Origin of the sequence: Kitasatospora sp. NPDC088391 (assembly GCF_044753345.1) — a bacterium.
Lineage (GTDB): Bacteria > Actinomycetota > Actinomycetes > Streptomycetales > Streptomycetaceae > Kitasatospora.
This window is the reverse complement of sequence record NZ_JBIVNB010000005.1, coordinates 348,582-369,252: the sequence shown is the minus strand read 5'-3', so window position 1 is coordinate 369,252 and position 20,671 is coordinate 348,582. Positions and strand designations below refer to the sequence as shown.

Below are 20,671 nucleotides of genomic sequence, written 5' to 3'. Positions count from 1 at the left end.
GCACCGTCGGGACGCCGAACGGCCGCGGGCCGGAACCTCCTGGTCGCCCAGGGGTTCCGGCCCGCGGCCGTGGTCCGGCCGGTCCGTCAGTGGCGGCGTCCGCGGCGGCGGTGGGCCAGCACGCAGCACAGCAGGCCGACGACCGTGAGCAGCCCGGCGAGGGCCCCGAGCGTCCCGCTCGGCAGGTCGGCACCGGTCTGCGGCAGGCCGCCCCCGGTGCTGCCGGAGGGCTCCGGGGTCACCGGGCCGGACGGCGAACCGGACGGCGCGGGCGAACCCGAGGGCGCCGGGGAGCCGGACGGCGACGGGGCCGGGGAGGACGAGCCGGACGGCGACGGGGACGGCGAGTCGGACGGCGACGGGGAGGGCGACGGGGACGGCGGCGGCTCGGGCAGCAGGATGCCGAGGTCCAGGTCGAGGTCGCGCTGCCCGCCGGCCAGGCCGACCACCTGGGTCAGGCCGGTCCGCGGGTCGCCGTCGGAGTCCAGCGCCGGGTCGGAGCCGGCGTGCTGGGCGGTGACGGTGGCGTCCTTCGGCAGCGTCGCCAGGTCGAAGCGGACCTGGTAGCGGCCGTCCGGCAGGTGGTCGAACAGGTAGTGGCCGGAGCCGTCGGTGACGGTGGTCAGCGGCTTGCCGTTCAGGTCGCGGACCGGGTCGCCGTTCCCGTCGAGCAGGGCCACACCGACGCCGCCGACGCCGGGCTCGCCGGGCTGCTGGACGCCGTCGCGGTCGACGTCCTGCCAGACGAAGTCGCCGAGCGCGTTGTCCGAGGGCTTGAGCTGCTGGACCGCGACGCCGACCTTGGCGGGCTCGGCGGGCAGCAGCTGCTTGCCGGTGGCGTCGGTGGCGGTGTAGGCGAAGGAGTTCCAGGCGTACGCGGCGGCGGGCGCGTCGTACGGGGCGACCATCGGCCAGCCCAGGGTGAAGGAGGCGCCGGAGGCCAGGGTGCCGGGGCGGGAGATCCGGAACCAGGTGGCGTTGCCGGGGCCGGGGAAGGCGGTGCCCCAGGTCGCGGCCGGGTCGCAGCCGGGGTCCTGGGCGCGCGGCACCAGGGCGTCCACGCAGGGCTGCTTCGCGGTGGTGTACTCGATCACCACGGTGGGGTCGCTGCTGGTCAGCGGCTCGCGCAGGGCGGGTGCCCAGGCGCTGCCGCGGGGCGCGTCCGGGTTCAGCACGTAGCCGTCGCCGGGGGCGGCCAGCCGGTCGTAGGCGAGGAACTCGGTGACCGGGTCGGGCGAGTCGTTGCGGACGGTCATCCGGTAGGTGAGGGAGCCGCCGGGGGTGGTGGCGCCCATGCTGCCGTAGTCGGCGTCGAGGTCGCCCTTGACCTCCTTGTAGGAGCGCAGCACGCTCGGCACCTGCACCTCGACCCGGGAGGAGGCGGGGCACATCTTCTCGGTCCGGTCGCCGTTCCCGTTCAGGTCGAGCGCGTCCGGGACGCCGCTGTCGGTGCCGTTGTAGGAGCAGGTGACCGGGACGGTCGGGGCGTCGGCGGTGACGAACACCTCGTTGACCAGGGTGCCGGAGCGGACGCTGCCGGCCACCTGGACGTCGAACTTGACCCGGTGGGCGAGCTGGTCGTGCAGGTACGTCATGTCGGGCGCGCCGGCGGGCCAGGTCATCTTGACGATCTGCCGCCCGTCGGGGCCGGGCGTGACCTCGACGGACTGCGGGAGCTTCGCGTCGGGGTAGCCGTCGGTGGTGCGCAGCGAGCCGTCGACGTAGACCAGGCCGGCCGGGAGCACGTCGTACAGCACCAGCGGCCGGTCGAGGGCGCGCCCGCTGCGGTTGTAGGGGATCACCTCGAAGGTGGCGCGGCCGCCGGGCGAGGTGACGGCGCCCTCGGTGGTGGTCTTGGCGGCGCCCAGGTTGGTGCCGTCGGTGACGGTGGTCCGCGCGCAGCCGGTGGCGGTGGCGGTGGAGCTGCCGTCGGTGGCGGTGTTGGTGACGCAGTTGGTGAGCGGCGCGGGGGCGCGGCGGCCGTCGTGGCCGGTGGCGAGGACCTGGGTGACCAGTTGGACGCCGCCGCCCGGGGACCAGCCGGTGGGCAGCGGGCCGTTCCAGGTGAACCGCAGGCCGTCCAGCCAGCGGCCGGCGGGGATGCCGAGCACGTCGCCGGCGGGGTCGCCGGCGCCCTCGGCGAAGGTGACCCGGCGGTTGCCGGAGCCGTCGAAGGGGGTGCCGGGGGTGAAGGTGCGCCAGGCCGGGTCGCCGTTCAGCCGGTACTCGAAGGTCATCGTGATGCCGGTCGGGTTCCACGGCGAGAACTGCAGCGACTGCGGGTACAGCCAGTTGTAGAGCCCGTCGGTGGTGCCGGTGCCCGGGTCGGTCATGGTGAGGGAGGTGGCGGGCGCCGAGGTGTTGGTGGCGAACAGGCTGAAGCTGTTCAGGTCGCCGGAGACCGAGGTCTCCGCCCAGGTCTTGCTGGCCGCGACCTGCACGTCGGTGTTCGGCTGCTGGAACTGCCCGGTGGTGGCCTCGGCGGTGGACAGGCTCCGCTCCGGGTCGGGGCCGAGCGGGTCGCCGAACAGCTCGACCCGGTTGGTGGAGGTGCTGCCGGTCGGGAACTGCGCCTCCGGGTAGTTGACCACCAGCACGCCGGGGATGCGGCAGCCGGCGTGGCCGTTCCCGGCCCGGAACTCGCCGTTGTCGTAGCCCCAGGTGTTCGGTCCGGGCGGCACCTGGCTCCAGCCGGGCGAGCGGCCGGTGTCGACCACCGCGCCGGGCGGCAGGGTGTCCAGCAGCCGGCTGGTGTCGAGGTCGACGTTGGTGCCGTCGGTGGAGCAGGCGCTGAACTGGTAGGTGACGGTCCGTCCGTCCGCGCTGGAGGTCTGGACGCCCTTGGTGACCTGGTACGTGGGCTCGACCTGGGCGGTGACGGTGGCGCTGCCGGTCTGCGGGTCCTCGCCGTCGACCGTCAGGCGGGCCGAGTTGAGGGCCGAACTGCCGTTGGCGGTCGTCCAGTTCGGGAACTTCAGGGTGACCCGGACGGAGGCGGTGGTGCCGGGGCTGAGGGTCTGCAGCTTGATGTCCAGGTTGCCGCCGGCCGTGCCGGGCGCGGGGACGGTCGAGTTCGGCACGTCCACGGTGCTCGGGTCGGGCACCCAGGAGACGAACTCCATCCCGGCGGGCAGCGCGTCGGTGATCGCCCCGTTGACGCACTCCTTCACCGAGCAGGAGTACTGCAGGGTGTAGGTGACGTTCTCCCCGGGGGCCACGGTGGACTTGTCGGCGGTCTTGGTGAAGGAGACGGCGGCCTGCGCGGGTGGGGCGAGGGCGCCGCTGCCGAACAACGACGCGGCCAGCACCGCCAGGGCGGCCGCGATCCGTCCGGTCCGATGGGGAGTACGCATGCGCGCAGTTCATCCGACCGGTGCGGTCCGGCCCGGTGCGGCGCGAGCCGGTCCGGACACCTTTCACCCGGCCGGTCCAGCGGGGGCGGGCCGTTCGGGGGATTCCCGGCCCGCGGTCAGTACCAGCGCTGCTCCTCCTCGCGGCGGCGCTCCCAGCGGCGCCGTTCGACCATCGCGGCGACGGTGCCGGTCAGGAACGCGTCCCAGCAGTCCTGTTCCCGGGTGGGCGTCCGGTCGGTGCCCGCGGTGCAGCGCGCGCAGCACCCGCAGGGCCGGTAGCGGTGCTCGGGGCCGGGCGGGGGCGGGCCCGGCGGCTGGTCGGTGGTCACGAGTCCTCCTCGATCTGGGCCCAGATGACGGTCTGCCCGTCCGCGGTGACGGAGCCCCAGCGGTCGGCGGTGCGCAGCGCCCGCAGCAGTTCGCTCCAGCTCGGGGCGTCGTCCGGCGGGCAGGGGACGCTGATCCGGGTGCTGCCGACGGAGAGCCGGACCTCGGCCAGGGCCCCGGTGGCCCGTTCGATCGCGGCCCGCAGGCCGGACGCGCGCATGCTGATCTGCACCACTCCCCCAAGGTACACATAGGGCCAAGCTCTACACGTAGAGTAGTGCCATGCGGGATACTGTGTCACCGATCGGCCGGACCGCAGACCTTTCGGAGGACGTCCATGACCGCCAGCGGGCCCTCCGCTTACCTGCAGGTGGCCGAGCAGATCCGCGGGCGGATCGCCGCGGGCGAGTACCCGCCGGGCAGTCAACTCCCGTCGCTGGCCGAGCTGCAGGCCCAGTACGGCTACTCGCACGGGGTCGGCCAGTCCGCGTACCGGCTGCTGGAGCAGGAGGGCGTGGTCCGGGCCAAGCAGGGCCGCGGCTACTTCGTCCGCGCCCAGGAGCCGCGCCGCGTCCTGGTCCGCCGCGGCACCGACACCGCCGCCGGGCTCGCCGCGCAGGGCGTCGAGGTCGGCCGGCGCAGCCAGTCCACCACGGAGGCCGCCGCGCCCCCGATCGCCGAGCGCCTCGGGATCGAGCCCGGCGACCCGGTGATGCACACCTCCTACGTCCACCTGGTCGACGAGGAACCCGCCTACCTGGTCGAGTCCTGGGAGCCGATGGCGATCACCGGCCAGGACCTGGTCGTGCTGCCCGAGGCCGGCCCGCACGCCGGGATCGGCGTCGTCGCCCGGATGGCCCTGCTCGGCATCACCACCGGCGACCCCGTGGAACGGCTCACCGCCCGGGTCCTCACCCGCGCCGAGGCCCAGGCCCTCGCCCTGCTCCCCGGCGCGCCCGCCCTGGCGATCCGGCGCACCCACTACGACCGGGCCACCGGCCGCCCCGTCGAGACCGCCGACCTGGTGCTGCCCGGCGAACGCTGGACCGCCGAGTACGGCGAGCGGCCGACGGCGGACTGACGGTGCGTCGGGTTCGAACGGAGTTTCCCCCGGCGGGTTAGCATGCGCCGACGGGCCGTCAGGGGGACGCCCGCCCGAACCTCTTGGGGGAACCACCGCATGCGTACCCGTGCGAAGGGGCTCACCGCCCTGCTCCTCGGCGCCCTGCTCGCCACCGCCGCACCCGCCGCCACCGCCGCACCCGCCACCAGGGCCGCCACCACCACCCCGGTGCGCGGCCTGGAGGTCGGCGTCCCGGCCTACGTCTACCCGAACCAGCAGATGCTGCTGGACGTCCAGGCCGCCCAGCCCGCCGCGTCGATCGTCATCCTCAACCCGAACAACGGCGACAACCCGTTCGACGCGAGCTGGCAGGCCCGCGCGGACGCCCTGCGGGCCCGCACCACCGCCACCGGCGAGCACACCCGGGTGCTCGGCTACGTGCACACCGAGCGCGGCACCCGGGACCGGGACGCCGTCCTCGCCTCGGTCCGCAACTACCTGGTCACCGCGGACGGGAAGCTGCACGTCGACGGCATCTTCTTCGACACCACCAGCCGCGACTGCGGCCCCGGCAACGCCCAGCGCGACTACTACCTCGACCTGCGGCAGCAGGTGCAGGCACTGGTCCACTCGATCGACCCGGCCGCGCAGGAACTGGTCGTCGACAACCCCGGCACCGCCGTCGCCGACTGCTTCCTCGAACCCGGCAAGCGCACCGCCGACACCTTCGTCACCTTCGAGGGCACCTACGCCGCCTACACCGGCGCCTGGCTCGGCGGCAACGTCTTCAACCTCACCGCCGGCTACTACTCCGGCTCCTCCTTCGACCCCTCCGGCACCGCCTACTGGCACCTGGTGCACGCCGTCCCCGACGCCACCGCGATGCGCGCCGCCCTCTCCACCGCGTTCACCCGCGGCGCCGGGTACGCGTACGCCACCGACGACGTCCTCGACAACCCGTGGGACGCCACCCCGGCCTGGGGCTTCGGCGCGGAGACCTCGTACGCCGCCACCCTCGGCTGACCCCGGGCCGCGGAGGGGCGCGCCCCGTCCCTCCGCGGCACCGCCCGGCCCGCCGTGGGAGACACTGGTCCCGAAAGAGCCCCACCCACCGAGGAGCGCGGATGGACCAGCCACGCACCCGCCGGCCGGCCCGCCCCCGCGAAGAGGTCTACGCCGCCGCCCGCGCCGCCGTCGCCGAACACGGCCTCGCCCGGCTCACCATGGCCGGCCTCGGCCGGGAGCTGGGCATGAGCGCCGGGCACCTCCTCTACTACTTCGGCAGCAAGGACCAGCTCCTGCTGGAGACCCTCCGCTGGAGCGAGGCCCAGCTCGGCGAGATCCGCGGCCGGGAGCTGGCCCGCCGCGAACTCCCCGTCGCCGCACGGCTGGAGCGCTACCTGGAGCTCTACCTCCCGGAGGGCCCCGGCGACCCGCGGTGGAGCCTGTGGATCGAGGTGTGGAGCCGCTCACCCGAGAGCCCCGACCTCCGCCGGGGCCAGCTCGACATCGAGACCCCCTGGCAGGACGACCTCACCGCCCTCCTCGACGAGGGCCGCGCCACCGGCGCCCTCGCCTTCACCGCCCCCGCCGCCACCCGCGCCGTCCAGCTCCGCGCCCTCCTCGACGGCCTCGCCGTCCCCCTCGCCATCGGCCTCCCCGGCGCCACCCGCGCCGACGCCCTCACCCACGCCGCCTCCGCCGCGCAGGCCCTGCTGGGCGCGGAGCGCTGACCCCGCCCCGGACCGGCGGCCCTCAGTCCGTCCAGACCGCCGCCGCGGTGCGGTCGTCCGCGTAGCCCTTGGCGCGGACCTGGATCTGGCGGAGGAAGTCGACGGTGCCCGGGGGGTGCGGGTGGGCCCAGTGGCTGGAGAGGAAGTGGGCGACGGCGGGCTCCTCGGCGATGGGGGCGGCCAGGCCCGGGGTGCAGAGCAGCAGGATGTCGCCGGAGGTCGCCGGGACCAGCCGGAAGCGGAACGGCCGGGGCGCGGGCATCGCGGCGGGCGGCAGCGGCGGCTGGCCGTCGGGGTGGTGCAGCAGCCGCGCGGCGTACGCGTCGATCCAGTGCCCGGAGCGCAGCAGGTAGAGCCCGCCCGGACCGGTGCCGAACGCGGCGCGGTGGGTGGCCGCCGGGTCGGTGGACATCAGCAGGCAGTGCAGCGCGGCCGTCTCCTCGGGCGGCGGCCCGCTCTCCGGGTCCTCGCTCTCGGCGGCGCTGCGCAGCCGCACCGCGGACTGCAGGGCGATCCGCTGGAGCCCGTAGCGGAGCCGGTCCCGGGCCCCGGCCCGCAGGTCGGCGGCGAGTTCGGCCCGGCTGCGGCCGATCGCGGTGGCGAGCTGCCGGGCGGCCTCGACCGCCGCGGCGGACCCCCACTGGGCGTTGGCCCGGCGGGCGGGCGCGGCCAGCACGGCGAGGACCAGCGCGTCCTCGCCCTCGCCGAACCGGACGGTGAGCAGCGCGTCGCGCCGGGGCTCGCCCCGGTAGCGGGCGGAGTCGCCGCGGATGGACACCGCGCGCAGGGTGGTGGCCGCGAACCGGGCGCCGTCGATCGCGGTGTCGGGCACCACGTCGGCCAGCCCCGCCGGGTCGGCGGGGGCCAGCGCGGTCGGCTCGGCCTCGTACGTGGGGGGCCGCTCGCCGACGTGCGGGACGGCGGGCGGCTCGGCCCGGCCCGTCCAGGGCGCGCCCCGCTCCGGCGGCACGACCGGCGCGGGCGTCTCCGCCGCGACGGGCTCGGCGCGCCCGGGCTCCGGCTCCGACTGCGGCTCCGGCTGTTGCGGTTCCGGACGGGGGGCCGCGGGCTTCGCCAGGACGACCTCGGAGCGCACGGGTTCCACCGCGGGCGGCGCGGCGGGCCTCGGCGGCACGGACGGGGGTTCGGGCGGCGCCACCGGCAGGTCGGCCAGGGTCGGCGTGGGCCCGGCCGGCGCGGTCGGCGCTGCGGCCTCGGCGGCCTCGGCGGCCTCGGCGGGCGGACTGTCCAGGTCGGGCCAGGCGGCCTCGGCCCAGCTGCGCGGACGCGGCCCGGGAACGGTCCCGGTCGCGCCGTCGCCGCCCTCGTCGCCCGTACTCGGCTCCGCGGTCGGCGGCGGGGGCGGCGGCGGGGGCGGCGTGGTGCGCTGCTGGCCGATCAGGTCGGCCGCGGTGCTGAACCAGTCGTCCACGGTGGAGGAGTCGGCGGTGGCGGCGGGGGTGTCGGGGAGGGTGCCTGCGGGCCCCGCGTAGACGGTGTGCCACCAGGCGTCGTCGGGGCGGGGCTGGCCGGGTGCGCCCTGCTGGTTCAACTGACCGCTCCTGATCCGTGTGGGTGCCGGACGTCACGTCATTCTGCCGAAGGACGACGACGGTGTCCGGGATTCGGAACATCGCGCGGACGGTCGGGGAGACGTTCCGGCCACCGCGGCGGCCATGCGGGCGGGGAACGGGCGGAGAACGGACCGAGCGGGCCCGAACAGGGCCTTCCGGCCCCGGCCGATCGGGCCTCCGGCCGGAAATTCGGAGCCCGAAGGGGGCACCGCTTCACCCGATCGGCTGATTAATATGTGCGCATGGCCGCGTCGGGATCTCGCAATCGACTCCGGGAAGGGACCGCGTTCGCGGTACTCCGCCCGGTGGCGCTGCTGTGGTCCCTGCTACTGGCCGCCCTGCTGGCGCTGCTGCCGTGCACGGCGAGCGCCCGGGCCGCGACGCCGGAGGCCGCGCCGTCCGGCCAGGCCGCGCCGGGCGCCCGGACGGCCGTCCAGGGCCCGTCCGCCGCTGCACCGGCCCTGGTGGCCGTCCCGACCGCACCGACCGCCGACCGTCCCGGCCCGGCGAAGACCGGACGGGCTGCGCACCACGCCGCCCCGGTGGCGGCCGACGCCCCGGGGCTGCCGTACGTCTGGTGCGCCGTGGAGGGCCAGGGACAGCGGCCGGGGCACGGCTGCTCCGGCCACTCGTTCTGCGGACCGGACGCGCACCTGCCGAACGCGCCCCCGCAGCCCGGCCCGGTCGTCCTGCCGCGGTCGATCGCCCCGTCCGGGGCACCGGCCGTCGCGCCCCGCCCCGCCGGGGCGGGGTCGCACCACGCACCCGACCTGCACGTGCTCCAGGTTCACCGGTCCTGAGCGGAACCCACCGCCGACCGACGCCCCGTCCGCGGGGAGGTCGGCGGCTCCGCTGCCCCTCACACACCGCAGACCGCCGTGGCGACCACGGCGGGGACAAGGAAGACATCCATGGGTTCCGCATCCAAGCAGTCCAACTCCACCGGCAAGCAGCCCCGCCCGGGCAGCAAGGCCGCCAACCAGGCCGACCGCCGGGCCCGGATCGCCGAGCTGCGCGCGGTCGAGGAGCGCCGTGAGCGCCGCAACAAGCTGCTCACCATCGGCATCTCCTCGGTCCTGGTGCTCGGCATGATCGGCGGTGGCACCTGGCTGACGCTGGACGCCAAGCACAAGAGCGACGCCAAGAAGGCCGCCGCCGCGGCCCAGGTCGAGGCGCAGAAGAAGGCCCAGGAGGCCGCCGAGAAGGTGGACATCTCCGGGGTGAAGACCTTCGACAACCTCGGCCGCAACCACGTCACCACCGCCGTGACGTACCCGCAGGTCCCGCCGGTCGGCGGCGACCACAACCCGGTCTGGGCGACCTGCATGGGCAACGTGTACGACGCGCCGGTGAAGAACGAGAACGCCGTCCACTCGCTGGAGCACGGCGCGGTCTGGGTCACCTACAACGGCAAGGCGTCCGCCGACGACGTCAAGGCCCTGAGCGAGAAGGTCAAGGCCACCCCCTACAGCCTGATGAGCCCGTACCCGGACGAGCCGGGCACCATCACGCTGAGCGCATGGGGCACCCAGCTGGTGGTGGACTCGGCGAGCGACCCGCGGGTCGAGCAGTTCTTCACCAAGTACGTGCAGGGCAAGCAGACGCCCGAGCCGGGCGCCAGCTGCAGCTCGGGGACGATGTGACCGCCCGCCGACCGGCCGGCGAGGAGCCGGAGCAGGCGGCGGACGCGGTCGAGGAGGCGGTGGGCGAGGACGCCGCGATCGGGGACGGCGCGCCCGCGCGCCGGACCCGGCGGGCGTTCTGGTGGCCCGCCGCGCTGGCGGCCGTGGTCGCGCTCGGACTGGGCGTGCCCGCGCTGGTCGGCGGCGGCACGCCCGCGGTCGGCAGCCCGTCGGCCGCCGCCCCGGCCACGCCCGGCACCGACTCGCCGGAGGCCGGGTTCGCCCGCGACATGGCCACCCACCACCAGCAGGCCATCGACATGTCGTTCATCGTCCGGGACCGCACCCAGGACCAGGCGGTGCGCACCCTCGCGTTCGACATCATCAACACCCAGGCCAACCAGCGCGGCATGCTGATGGGCTTCCTCGACCAGTGGGGCCTGACCCAGGCGAGCAGCGCCAAGCCGATGGCCTGGATGGGGCACACCTACGCGCCGCACGACGGCGCGCTGATGCCCGGCATGGCGACCAACACCGAGCTGGAGAAGCTCCGTTCGCTCAGCGGGCGGGACGCCGAGGTGTTCTACCTGCAGCTGATGATCAACCACCACAAGGGCGGCGCCGACATGGCGCAGGCCTACGTGGACGCGGCGAAGAACGACGCCGAGAAGCGCCTCGCCAAGGGCATGGTCGACGCGCAGCGCTCGGAGATCCTGCTGATGACGGACATGCTGACCGAGCGCGGCGCGCAGCCCGCGCCCGCCGGCTCCTGACGGCCCGACGTCCTGACGGCCTGCCGGACGCCCGTGCGCGAGGGCGCCGCCCCGGGAACCCCCCGGTGCGGCGCCCTCGCGGCGTTCCGTCCCCGACGCCCCGCCGACGTCCCCCGGCTTCCCCCGGCGCCCCGTCAGCGGGTGGCGGACAGCCGGGCCGCCAGCAGCGCGACCGCGGCCAGCACCACCGGCACCGCCCGGGCGCCGACGGCGGGGCCCGCCAGGTGGACGGCCAGCACCGGCAGCGCGGTGCCCAGCGCGGTGCCGAGGCTGCGCACCATGTTGACCAGGCCGCCGCCGACGGCGGAGCTCTGCGCGGGTATCGCCCGCATCACCAGGGCGTTGTTGGCGGGCAGCAGCAGGCCGAGACCGTAGCCGGCCAGCAGCAGCGGCAGCGCGGTCGTCCCCGGGCCGGGGTCGGGCAGGGCGGCGAGGACGAGCAGTCCGGCGGCGGCCAGGACCGCGCCGCAGCGGCAGCGGGCCGCGTCCGTCCAGTGCCGGGGCAGCGCGCGGCCGCCGACGGTCGCGGCGACCGCGAACGCGGCGGGCAGCGCGGTGATCGCCAGTCCGGCGGCCGCGGCGGAGGCGCCGCGGGCGGTGAGCGCGACGGGCTCCAGCACCAGCGGGCAGAACAGCAGCAGGTAGCCGATCAGCGCGACCACCAGTCCGGCCCGGATGCCGGGCGTGTTCACCAGCCCGGGCGGAATGATCGGCCGGTCGGCCCGCCGCTCCTGCCGGACCAGCCCGAGCCCGGCGGCCCCGGCCGCGAGCAGCAGCACCGCCACCGCCCAGCCGGGCAGCGGCAGACCGGACGCGGCCGACAGCGCGAGCAGCAGCGCGGTGGAGGAGGCCGCGAGCAGCAGCAGCCCGGCCAGGTCGAACCGCCCCTCCCCGTCCCGGCCCCGCGCCGCGCCCCGGCCCTCGGTCGCCACGTCGGCCGGCGCCCCGGCCCGTACCCCTGCCCCGTCCTCTCCCCCGGCCCGCGCCCGTCCTCGCGCCCCGTCCGGTACGCCGTCGCGCTGCCGCTCCGGCCGCCCCGCGGGGAAGGTGCGGGGCAGCAGGAACCAGCCGGCCAGCAGGCCGAGCACGCCGATCGGCACGTTGACCCAGAACGCCCAGCGCCAGGAGGCGTGCGTGACCAGCAGGCCGCCGAGGGTGGGGCCGAGGGCCAGTCCGAGGGCCTGGGCGGCGGCCTGGATGCCGAGCGCGGTGCACATCGCCCGCTCGGGTACGCCGCGGGCGACCAGGGCGACGCTGTTGGCCTGCATCAGCGCGCCGCCGACGGCCTGCACGGCCCGGCAGGCGATCAGCGTGCCGAGGCTGCCGGCGAACCCGGCGCCGAGCGAGGCGAGGGCGAACACCGCGAACCCGCACAGGTACATGGTCTTGCGCCCGGCCAGGTCGGACAGCCGCCCGGCCGGGGCGAGCAGGGCGACCAGCACCAGCAGGTAGGCGAGCGAGACCCATTCGACGGCGGCGAAGCCCGCGGTGAACCGGTGCTCCAGCGCGGGGAACACCAGCGAGGTGACGCTGGCGGTCAGCTGGCCGAGGAAGGCGCCCAGGCAGACCGTCCCGACGGCCAGCCAGTGCGCGTGCCGCCAGCGGGCCACCGCGCGGGGGCGGGGGCGTTCGACCAGCTGCAGGGTGTCGAGCAGCCGCGAGGCGGACATCTGTTCGGCCATGCCCCGAATATATCTGCTACCGACATATCTCCTCAAGGGGCCCCTCCGTCCCGGCGCCGCCTGCCGCCGACCGGGCGTCCTGGCTGGTCAACGGGTGGACTCCCGGGGGCCGTGACGTGACCGGGCGCTACGCTGTCCGCCATGTCCTCGCAGCCCCAGCCCGCCTCGCGCCCGTCCGAGCCCGCGGCACCGGACGCCGGAACGCTCGCCGGGGCGCAGCAGCTCACCGACGTGATCACCCGGCTGCGGCGGGCGCTGCGCAGCTCGATCCGCAGCGAGTTCCCGTGGGAGGCGCTGCCGATGGCGCAGGTCGAGCTGCTGCAGACGCTGGCCGTCGCGCCGATGCGGGTGGGCGAGCTGGCGGCCCGTCAGCGGCTGGCGCCGAACACCGTCAGCGGCCTGATCTCGAAGCTGCTGGAGTCCGGCCTGGTCGACCGCCAGCCGGACCCGGGCGACCGCCGCACCGCGCGGATCGCCCTCACCGAGGCCGGGCACCAGCAGTTGCGGGACTGGCGGAGCGCGCACGAGCGCCGCCTCGCCGCCGCGCTGGAGAGCCTCGCCCCGGACGACCGCGCGGCGGTCATGCACGCCCTCCCGGGCCTCGACCTGCTGGCCCGCTCGCTCGCGGGCACCGACCCGACCCGCTGACGCCCCCGGAGCCGGCCCGGCACCCGCCCCACGGCGATGTCCGATTCCCGCCAGTCGGGGTTCCGGCGATCACGCAGACTGGAGGGCGTGATCGACGACGAGACCAGGTACCGGGCCGTGGACAGCCGGGACTCCCGGTTCGACGGGGTGTTCTTCACGGCCGTCCGGACCACCGGCATCTACTGCCGTCCGAGCTGCCCGGCCACCACCCCCAAGCGCACCAACTGCACCTTCTACCCGACCGCGGCGGCCGCCCAGGGCGCCGGCTACCGGGCCTGCCGGCGCTGCCGGCCGGACTCGGTGCCGGGCTCCCCGGAGTGGAACCACCGGGCCGACCTGGTCGGCCGCGCGATGCGGCTGATCGGGGACGGCGTGGTGGACCGGGAGGGCGTCGCGGGGCTGGCCGACCGGCTCGGCTACAGCTCCCGGCAGCTCCAGCGGCAGCTGACCGCCGAGCTGGGCGCGGGGCCGCTCGCGCTGGCCCGGGCGCAGCGGGCGCAGACCGCCCGGCTGCTCCTGCAGACCACCGAACTCCCGGTCACGGACGTGGTGTTCGCGGCGGGCTTCGCCTCCGTCCGGCAGTTCAACGACACCATCCGCGAGGTCTACGACCGGACGCCGTCGGCGCTGCGCACCGAGCGCGGCGGGCACCGGCGGGGCCCGGCGGGGGCGGGTTCGCTGGGGCTGCGGCTCGCCTACCGGGGCGCGATCGACAGCGGGCACCTGCTGGACTTCCTGGCGCTGCGGGCCGTCCCGGGGGTGGAGGAGGTGGTGCCCGGGCCGCGCCCGGGCACCCGCAGCTACCGGCGGACGCTGGCGCTGCCGTACGGGCACGGCATCGCCGAGGTGGACGGCCTGGGGCCGGACGACCCGGCGGACCGGGGCTGGCTGGACTGCCGACTGACGCTGACCGACCTGCGCGACCTGACCACCGCCGTGCACCGGTTGCGCGCCCTGTTCGACCTGGACGCCGACCCGGACGCGGTGGACGGGCGGCTGGCCGCCGATCCGCTGCTGGCGCCGCTGGCCGCGGCCCGGCCGGGGCTGCGTTCGCCGGGACACGTCGATCCGCACGAGCTGGCGGTGCGCGCCGTGCTGGGCCAGCAGGTCACGGTCGCGGCGGCCCGCACCCTGGCGGGGCGGCTGGCCGAGCGGTACGGGACGGCGCTGCCCGCGCCGGACGGCGGGCTGCGGCTGCTGTTCCCGTCGGCGGCGGCGCTGGCCGCGGCCGACCCGGAGCAGCTGGCGATGCCGCAGGCCCGGCGGCGGGCCCTGCTGGGGCTGTGCGCGGCGCTCGCCGACGGCACCGTCCGGCTCGACCCCGGCGTCGACCGGGAGCGGGCGGCGGGCGAGCTGCTGGCGCTGCCGGGGATCGGCCCGTGGACGGTCGGCTACCTGCGGATGCGGGCGCTGGCCGACCCGGACGTGTTCCTGCCCACCGACATCGGGGTCCGGGACGGGCTGCGCGCCCTCGGCGCGGACGGCGACCCGCGGGCCGCGGCCGGGCGCTCCGCCGCCTGGGCGCCGTGGCGCTCCTACGCCCTGCACCACCTCTGGTCGGCCGCCGCCGACCGGCACGCGGCCGCCCGCGGCACCCGGCCCCGCACCGATCGAGAGACCCCCGAGGACCAGTCATGACCACCGTGTTCACCACCATGGCGAGCCCGCTCGGCACCCTGCTGCTCAGCGGCGCCCTCGACCCGGACGGCGGCTTCGCGCTGACGGCCGTCACCGCGCCGGGGCAGAAGGGCGCCGTCGACACGCCCCCGGACGACTGGCGGCCGGACGCGGACGCCCTCGCCCCGGCCGTCGAGCAGCTCACCGCGTACTTCGCGGGCGGGCGCACCTCCTTCGACCTGCCGCTGGCCCCGGTCGGCACGCCGTTCCGCCGCCGGATCTGGGCGGCGCTGGACGACATCCCGTTCGGCAGCACCCTGACGTACGGCCAACTCGCCGACGCCGCCGGGGAGTCGAAGCTCGCGGTGCGGGCCGTCGGCGGCGCCGTCGGGGCCAACCCGCTGCTGATCGTCCGCCCCTGCCACCGGGTGATGGGCGCCAACGGCAGCCTCACCGGCTTCGCCGCGGGCATCGACGCCAAGCGCTGGCTGCTGGCCCACGAGAGCGACGGCGGCCGCCTGTTCTGACCGTTCCGACGCCCGCCCCGCCGCCGCCCGCCGCCCCGTCACCCGGGCGGCGGCTCCGCCCGGGGGGCGGCGACGCTCCGGTACAGCTCGGCGGCCCGTTCCAGGTGCTGCCGGGCCAGCTCCGGATCGCCGTCGCGCCGCGCCAACTCCCCCGCCAGGACGAGGGTGTGGGCCTCCCAGAGCGCGGAGCGGGCGGTGCGGAAGGCGGCCAGCGCGGCCGCCAGCACCGGCCGGGCCTCGGCCGGGCGGTCGGCGGCCAGGTGGGCCCGGCCGGTCAGGGCGAGCGCCCTGGCCGCCTCGTAGTGGTCGCCGAGTTCGGTCAACTCGCACTCTGCGCGCACCAGTTGCTCGATCGCGGCGTCCGGGTCGGCGGCGTCCAGGGCGACTTCGCCGAGCGCGATCCGGGCGAGCGCCGCGCCGCGCGGGTGGCCGGTCAGCTCGCGCAGCCGCAGGGTCTCCTCGAACGCCCGCCGGGCTCCGGCGAGTTCACCGTCCAGCCGGTGCGACTGCCCGATCCCGTACTGGGCGTTGGCCTCGGCCCGGGGGTCCGCCATGGCCCGGGCGAGTTCCAGTGCCTCGCCGTACCGGTGCGCGGCCTCGGCGGGCCGGCCGGCGTTGCGCAGCCCGTGCCCGCCGGAGGTCAGCATCCGCTGCTCGGCCGGGCGGAAGCCGGTGGACCGGGCCGCGACGAGCCCCAACTCGTGTGCTTCGAGCTGGAGTTCGCTCGCCCGCAGGCGCAGGAAGAGCGGCCACAGGGCGTCCGCCAGCTGCCAGACCAGGGCGGGCCAGCCGTGTTCGGCGGCGGCCCGCAGCACCGGCCCGAACTGGCCGCGCTCGGCGGCGAGCCAGCCCAGCGCCTGCTCCTCGTCGGTGAACTCCGGGACGTTCCACGGTGGTTGCTCGTAGTCGCGGGGCAGCGGGCGGCGGCTGGGGCTGATGATCCGCTCGGTGGCGGTGGCGGCGGCCAGCAGGTGTTCGGCGACCCGGCGGACGGCGGCGGCGCGCGCCTCGGGCGGCTCGGTCTCCGTCCCGCGCTCGCGGGCGTGCAGCCGGACCAGGTCGTGGAAGCGGTGGCGCCCGTCCGCGGGCTGCTCCAGCAGGTGCTCGTCGCCCAACGCGTCCAGCAGCCCGTCCGCCTCGGCCGGGGAGAGCCCGGCGGCCGCGCCCGCCAGGGCCGGGGTGAACTCCGGGACGGGCAGCAGCCCGAGCAGCCGGTACATCCGGGCGACCGGCGGCTCCAGCACCCGGTACGAGGCGGCCAGCGCGGCGCGCACCGCCCGTTCGCCGTCCAGCCGGAGTTCGCCGAGGCGGTCGGCCTCCCGGCGCAGCGCCTCCGCGGTGGCGGCCAGCGGCTGCCGGGGGCGGGCCGCCATCCGGGCGCCGGCCACGCAGACCGCCAGCGGCAGGCCGCCGCACCGGGCGACCACCTGGTCGGCGGCGAGCGGTTCGGCGGCGACCCGGTCCGCGCCGACCTGCCGCTCCAGGAGTTCGGTGGCGGCGGCCGGGCCGATCAGGCCGACCTCCAGGAAGCGGGCCAGGTCGGTGCCGAGCCCGGTCAGCCGGGTCCGGCCGGTCACCACCGTCACCGATCCGGCGGCGCCGGGCAGCAGCGGCCGGACCTGGGCGGCGGTGGCGGCGCTGTCCAGCAGCACGGCGATCCGGCGGTGCGCGGTGACGGACCGCCAGAGCGCGGCGGCCTCGTGCAGCGCGGCGGGCACGCCCGGCACGGCGAGCGCCCGCAGGAACGCCCCCAGCACCTCGCCCGGGTCGGCGGGGCCGCCGGGGGTGTGGCCGCGCAGGTCGGCGTAGAACAGTCCGTCGGGGAAGTCCCCGGCCCGGCCGCGCAGCCAGCTCCCGGCGAGCGCGCTCTTCCCGATGCCCGGCGGGCCGGTGAGCACCAGGCAGCGGCCGCCCGGCGGGGGCGGCGCGTCCAACTCCGCGTCCAGCGCGGACAGCTCCGCCCCGCGCCCGACCAGGCGCGCGGGAGCGGGTGGAAGCTGTTGCGGCACCGGAAGCAGCGCCGGAGCGTGCGTGTGGATGTGCACGCCCCCACGGATGTCGCCCGCCTGGAGGGCGACTCCGTCGATCCTGGCCTGGCCGGTGACGGCGTTGCGATGGCCTTCCACCTGCTCGTTCCTCCCCTACGTCGAAGGGTGCGCCCGTTCACCGGCGCCCGTGACGGCTCTTCTTCGCCGCTCCGCGGACGGTGCGGGCGGTTCGGCGGTGCCGCGGTGCCCGGACCGCGGCCGGACTGAGGCCGGACTGCGGTCGGACCGGCCGGTGTTCCGACGGTGCGTCGGCCCTCCGGCCCGGAAGGCCAGTTCGCGGCACCCGGCGGGCCCGGCGGCGCCCGGTCCGGCCGCCCCCGCGTCGATGCCGACGCTCTACCACAGATCCTCGATCCGCATCGGAACAATGCCGGAAAACTGGCGCTTGGAAACTCCGGAGTGCTATAGCAGCATGCCCGCGCCCGTGCCATGCTCACCTCCTGCGCGACCGAGGAACCGGCGACAGGAGGGGCACCGAGATGTACATCCATCTGCTGGGAACTGTCGAACTCTCGGCCCATGGAAGGCCATTGCCCATCGGCTCGCGAAAAACCAGGATCGTGCTGGCCTGTCTCGCCCTCGACCTGGAACGCCCGCTGTCGCTCACCGCCCTCGCCGACCGGCTCTGGGACGGCGAGCCCCCGCAGAGCTTCGTCAGCACCCTGCAGGGCCACCTCTCCCGCCTGCGCACCGCGCTGCGCGAGGCCCAGGAGACGGACGGGGGGTCCGGCGGGCGGCCCGCCGAACTCGTCTCCCGCTCCGGCACCTACACCCTGCACGCCGAACCCGACCGGGTCGACTGGCGGCTCTACCACCGGCTCGCCGTCGACGCCCGCGCGCTGGCCGAGGCGGGCGACGACCGCCGCGCCCTCGCCGCCCTCGACCGGGCCGCCCGCGCCTGGCGGGGCGAACCCCTGGCCGGCCTGCCCGGCCTCTGGGCCCAGCAGGTCCGCGGCCAGCTGCGGGACCGCCGCTTCGCCACCACCCTGGTCCGCCACGAGATCGAACTCCGGCTCGGCCGCTTCGCCGACCTCGTCCCCGACCTCGCCGAACTCGCCGACGAGCACCCGTGGAACGAACAGGTCGCCGCCCAGCTGATGACCGCGCTCTACGGCTGCGGCCGGGTGGACGAGGCGGTCGACGCCTACCGCCGCCTCCAGCGCCGGATGTACGCCGACCTCGCCACCGCCCCGGGCGAGCCGCTCAACCGGCTGCTGGAGGGCATCCTGCGCCGCGACCGCGCCGCCGACCTGGTCGCCCGGCCCGCCGGCCCGCCCGCCGTCCTCGCGCCGCCCCCGGCGCCCGGCCCCGCCCGGCGGCCCTCCACCCTGCCCCCACCACCCGAACTCGTCGGCCGCGACGTCGAGTTGGACCTCCTGATCGCCGCCGGCCGGGGCGAGTGGCCGACCGCCGGCCGCTCGGCCGCCCTCCCGGTGGTCGCGCTGAGCGGCCAACCCGGCTGCGGCAAGACCGCGCTGGCCCTCACCGCCGCCCACCGGCTGCGCGCCGACTTCCCCGACGGGGCCTTCCTGCTCCGCCTCGCCACCCACACCCCCGCCCGGCCCGACCCCGGCCCGGAGGCCGCCGCCACCGCGCTGCTGCGCCTGCTCGGCGTCCCCGCCCCCGAGATCCCGCTCGACCCGGACGAACTCCTGGCCCGCTGCCGCGAACTGCTCTCCCAGCGGCGCGCCCTGGTGGTCCTGGACGACGCCGCGGGCCCCGGCCAGATCGGGCCGCTGCTCCCGGCCGAACCCACCAGCTTCGTCCTCGTCACCGCCCGCCGCCGGATGGCCGAGCTCCCCGCCCTCAGCACCGTCCCGCTCGACACCCTGGCCCCGGCCGCCTCGGCCGCCATGTTCAGCCGCCTCGCCGGGCCCGACCGGGCCGCCGACCCGGGCCCGCTCGCCGACGTCACCCGCCGCTGCGCGCATCTCCCGCTGGCCCTCCACCTCGCCGCCGGCCGCTTCCGCTCCCGCTCCTCGTGGGATCTCGCCCACCTCGCCGACCGACTCTCCCGCAACGACCGCCTCGGCGAACTCAGACACGGCACGGACAGCCTGCACGCGGCCCTGTCGATGTCGTACCACGACCTGTCGGCGGACCATCAGATCGCCCTCCGGCGGCTGAGCCTGCACCCCGGCTCCGACTTCGGCCTGCTGACCGCCGCCGCGCTCGTCGACTGCCCGCCCGACCGGGCGGAACACCTGATCGAGGAGTTACTGGCGGTCAACCTGCTGGCCGAGCACGGGATCGAACGATTCGGCTTCCACGAACTGGTCCGCGAATACGCCGCCGACCGGGAAGCCCACGAGGAACCCCGCCGGGAACACCTCAGGACGATCGGACGCAGCGTCAACTTCCTTCTGTGGATGGCTGATCACACCGACCGGGCGGCCCATCCGGACCGTTTCCGGCTGCCCCTGCGGGCATTGTCGCCGGAGCTCGCGGAAGAACCCGCCCCCGTCCCGCCGGAGGCCCTCCGCACGGTCCGGGCGCACAGCTGGCTGGCCGCGGAAACCGAAACACTGCTCGACCTGGAAAAGGATCTGCGAACGAACGGCGACCCCGAATCCGCCGCCGTCCTGGCCCACCTGCTGGCCGGCCGGCTCGACGCCGAGGGGCTGTGGCCGGAGGCGATCGGCATCCACCGCGCGGCAGCCGAACACTGGCGCGCCCGGGGCGCCGAGGCACCCGAACTGCACGCCCTGCTCGCCCTCTCCGCCGTCCGCTCGAAGGTCGGCCGCCACCCCGACGCCGAACACGCCGCCCGCCGCGCCCTCCACCTCGCCCGCACCACCGCCGACCCCCGGGGCACCGCCGAATCCCTGGGCCACCTCGCCCAGGCCCGCTGGCGCCAGGGCGACCTCCCGGCCGCCCTCGCCCTGCAGGAGGAGGCCCTGTCCGTCCTCCACGAACTCGGCGCGGCGACCGCCACGGCCACGGCCAACATCGGCCTGCTGCACGGCATGCTCGGCGACGACGAGACCGCGCTGCACCACCTGACCGAGGCACTCGCCGACTTCCGCGCCAGGGGCGACCGGGCGGCCGCCGTCCGCACCACCATGAACATCGGCGGAATCCACCTGCGGGCCGGAAACCACACGGCGGCCAGGAATTCCCTCGAATTCGCCCTGCAGAACGGTTCGGGAGTGGTCCCGGTCGCAGACATGGCGGCCATCAGATTGAACCTGGCGGAAATCATGTCGGCCGCCGGGGAAATCGCACCGGCGCTCGCCGTGGCAGAGGAATGCCTGCAGGTTTTCCACCGGCTGGGAATCCTCCAGCGCCAGGCCGAGGCCATGAACTTCAAAGGAATGCTGCTGCTCCGCTCGGGCGATCCGGAATCCGCCGGCGAGGCTTATGCCGGCGCGCTCGCCGTGGCCAGATCCATCGGTTCGCCCCAGGACGAGGCCGCCGCGCGGTGCGGCCTGGCCCGGACCGCGGAGCAGATGAGCAGCGCAGGCGGAACGCTCGGCTCCGGTCTCCCCGCAGCCGGCGGACCCGGAGCACGCGCCGTCCGCTTCGACTGATAACCGCCGGTCGACCGGACGCCGGAGACCACTCCGGACCGGTCGAGGCCACTCGTCGGCGGAAAAGCTTTCGATTTCGACGGAAGGATCGCCCTCTCCGCCCCGGCGGGGAAATCATCGCGCCATTCCGGCAGCAGGCACCAGCGACCCGGCCCGGGTCGCTGGTGCCTTTTC

Annotated in this window: 16 protein-coding genes; 10 read left to right on the top strand and 6 right to left on the bottom strand. The window is 76.3% G+C overall.

Features of this window, described 5'->3' with window-relative positions:
- Nucleotides 1-86: 86 nt before the first annotated feature.
- The 3 genes from ACIQBJ_RS18225 to ACIQBJ_RS18215 form a co-directional block, all read right to left on the bottom strand.
- Entirely contained in the window at nt 87-3,353 is a 3,267-nt protein-coding gene (locus ACIQBJ_RS18225) for an SdrD B-like domain-containing protein (RefSeq protein ID WP_400710737.1), read from the bottom strand.
- Nucleotides 3,354-3,469: 116 nt separating this feature from the next.
- Entirely contained in the window at nt 3,470-3,682 is a 213-nt protein-coding gene (locus ACIQBJ_RS18220; protein WP_400710734.1) for a hypothetical protein, read from the bottom strand.
- The gene (locus tag ACIQBJ_RS18215; RefSeq protein ID WP_400710731.1) at nt 3,679-3,915 is read right to left on the bottom strand and encodes a hypothetical protein; all 237 of its coding nucleotides are present in this window, start codon (nt 3,913-3,915) and stop codon (nt 3,679-3,681) included. Before ACIQBJ_RS18215 ends, ACIQBJ_RS18220 begins: the two co-directional genes overlap by 4 nt.
- A 102-nt stretch (nt 3,916-4,017) precedes the next feature.
- Here ACIQBJ_RS18215 and ACIQBJ_RS18210 point away from each other — a divergent pair, with 102 nt between their 5' ends.
- From ACIQBJ_RS18210 to ACIQBJ_RS18200, 3 genes are all read left to right on the top strand, one after another.
- Nucleotides 4,018-4,761, top strand: a complete 744-nt coding sequence (locus ACIQBJ_RS18210) for a GntR family transcriptional regulator (RefSeq protein ID WP_400710728.1) — start codon at nt 4,018-4,020, stop codon at nt 4,759-4,761.
- A gap of 99 nt (nt 4,762-4,860) precedes the next feature.
- The gene (locus tag ACIQBJ_RS18205) at nt 4,861-5,766 is read left to right on the top strand and encodes a spherulation-specific family 4 protein (RefSeq protein WP_400710725.1); all 906 of its coding nucleotides are present in this window, start codon (nt 4,861-4,863) and stop codon (nt 5,764-5,766) included.
- A gap of 101 nt (nt 5,767-5,867) precedes the next feature.
- On the top strand, nt 5,868-6,476 hold the full coding sequence (locus tag ACIQBJ_RS18200; protein ID WP_400710722.1) for a TetR/AcrR family transcriptional regulator: 609 nt from the start codon (nt 5,868-5,870) through the stop codon (nt 6,474-6,476).
- Nucleotides 6,477-6,498: 22 nt separating this feature from the next.
- Here the strand turns inward: ACIQBJ_RS18200 and ACIQBJ_RS18195 are convergent, their stop codons facing one another.
- Entirely contained in the window at nt 6,499-8,028 is a 1,530-nt protein-coding gene (locus ACIQBJ_RS18195; protein ID WP_400710719.1) for a protein phosphatase 2C domain-containing protein, read from the bottom strand.
- Nucleotides 8,029-8,355: 327 nt separating this feature from the next.
- Between ACIQBJ_RS18195 and ACIQBJ_RS18190 the strand changes: the two genes are divergently transcribed.
- The 3 genes from ACIQBJ_RS18190 (at nt 8,356) to ACIQBJ_RS18180 (ending at nt 10,445) form a co-directional block, all read left to right on the top strand.
- Nucleotides 8,356-8,850, top strand: coding sequence for a hypothetical protein (locus ACIQBJ_RS18190; RefSeq protein WP_400710716.1), 495 nt, complete (start codon nt 8,356-8,358; stop codon nt 8,848-8,850).
- 111 nt (nt 8,851-8,961) lie between these two features.
- Nucleotides 8,962-9,693, top strand: coding sequence for a DUF3105 domain-containing protein (locus ACIQBJ_RS18185; protein ID WP_400710713.1), 732 nt, complete (start codon nt 8,962-8,964; stop codon nt 9,691-9,693).
- Between the two features lie 77 nt (nt 9,694-9,770).
- Nucleotides 9,771-10,445 (top strand): DUF305 domain-containing protein, encoded by a 675-nt coding sequence (locus tag ACIQBJ_RS18180; RefSeq protein ID WP_400711368.1) that lies wholly within the window; start codon nt 9,771-9,773, stop codon nt 10,443-10,445.
- Nucleotides 10,446-10,579: 134 nt separating this feature from the next.
- Here the strand turns inward: ACIQBJ_RS18180 and ACIQBJ_RS18175 are convergent, their stop codons facing one another.
- Nucleotides 10,580-12,127 carry an MFS transporter gene (locus ACIQBJ_RS18175; RefSeq protein WP_400710710.1) on the bottom strand — a complete coding sequence of 516 codons (1,548 nt, stop codon included), beginning with the start codon at nt 12,125-12,127 and terminating at the stop codon, nt 10,580-10,582.
- 141 nt (nt 12,128-12,268) lie between these two features.
- Here ACIQBJ_RS18175 and ACIQBJ_RS18170 point away from each other — a divergent pair, with 141 nt between their 5' ends.
- From ACIQBJ_RS18170 to ACIQBJ_RS18160, 3 genes are read left to right on the top strand one after another with little or no spacing between them, the layout of a single operon-like run.
- Nucleotides 12,269-12,775 carry a MarR family winged helix-turn-helix transcriptional regulator gene (locus tag ACIQBJ_RS18170; protein ID WP_400710707.1) on the top strand — a complete coding sequence of 169 codons (507 nt, stop codon included), beginning with the start codon at nt 12,269-12,271 and terminating at the stop codon, nt 12,773-12,775.
- 36 nt (nt 12,776-12,811) lie between these two features.
- Entirely contained in the window at nt 12,812-14,413 is a 1,602-nt protein-coding gene (locus tag ACIQBJ_RS18165) for a DNA-3-methyladenine glycosylase 2 family protein (protein WP_400710704.1), read from the top strand.
- Nucleotides 14,410-14,919 (top strand): methylated-DNA--[protein]-cysteine S-methyltransferase, encoded by a 510-nt coding sequence (locus ACIQBJ_RS18160; protein ID WP_400710701.1) that lies wholly within the window; start codon nt 14,410-14,412, stop codon nt 14,917-14,919. The genes ACIQBJ_RS18165 and ACIQBJ_RS18160 overlap by 4 nt, the downstream gene beginning before the upstream one ends.
- Nucleotides 14,920-14,957: 38 nt before the next feature.
- Here the strand turns inward: ACIQBJ_RS18160 and ACIQBJ_RS18155 are convergent, their stop codons facing one another.
- Complete coding sequence (locus ACIQBJ_RS18155; RefSeq protein ID WP_400710698.1) at nt 14,958-17,045, bottom strand: ATP-binding protein; 2,088 nt, start codon at nt 17,043-17,045, stop codon at nt 14,958-14,960.
- Between the two features lie 452 nt (nt 17,046-17,497).
- Here ACIQBJ_RS18155 and ACIQBJ_RS18150 point away from each other — a divergent pair, with 452 nt between their 5' ends.
- Nucleotides 17,498-20,497 (top strand): AfsR/SARP family transcriptional regulator, encoded by a 3,000-nt coding sequence (locus ACIQBJ_RS18150; protein ID WP_400710695.1) that lies wholly within the window; start codon nt 17,498-17,500, stop codon nt 20,495-20,497.
- The last annotated feature ends 174 nt before the right edge of the window (nt 20,498-20,671 follow it).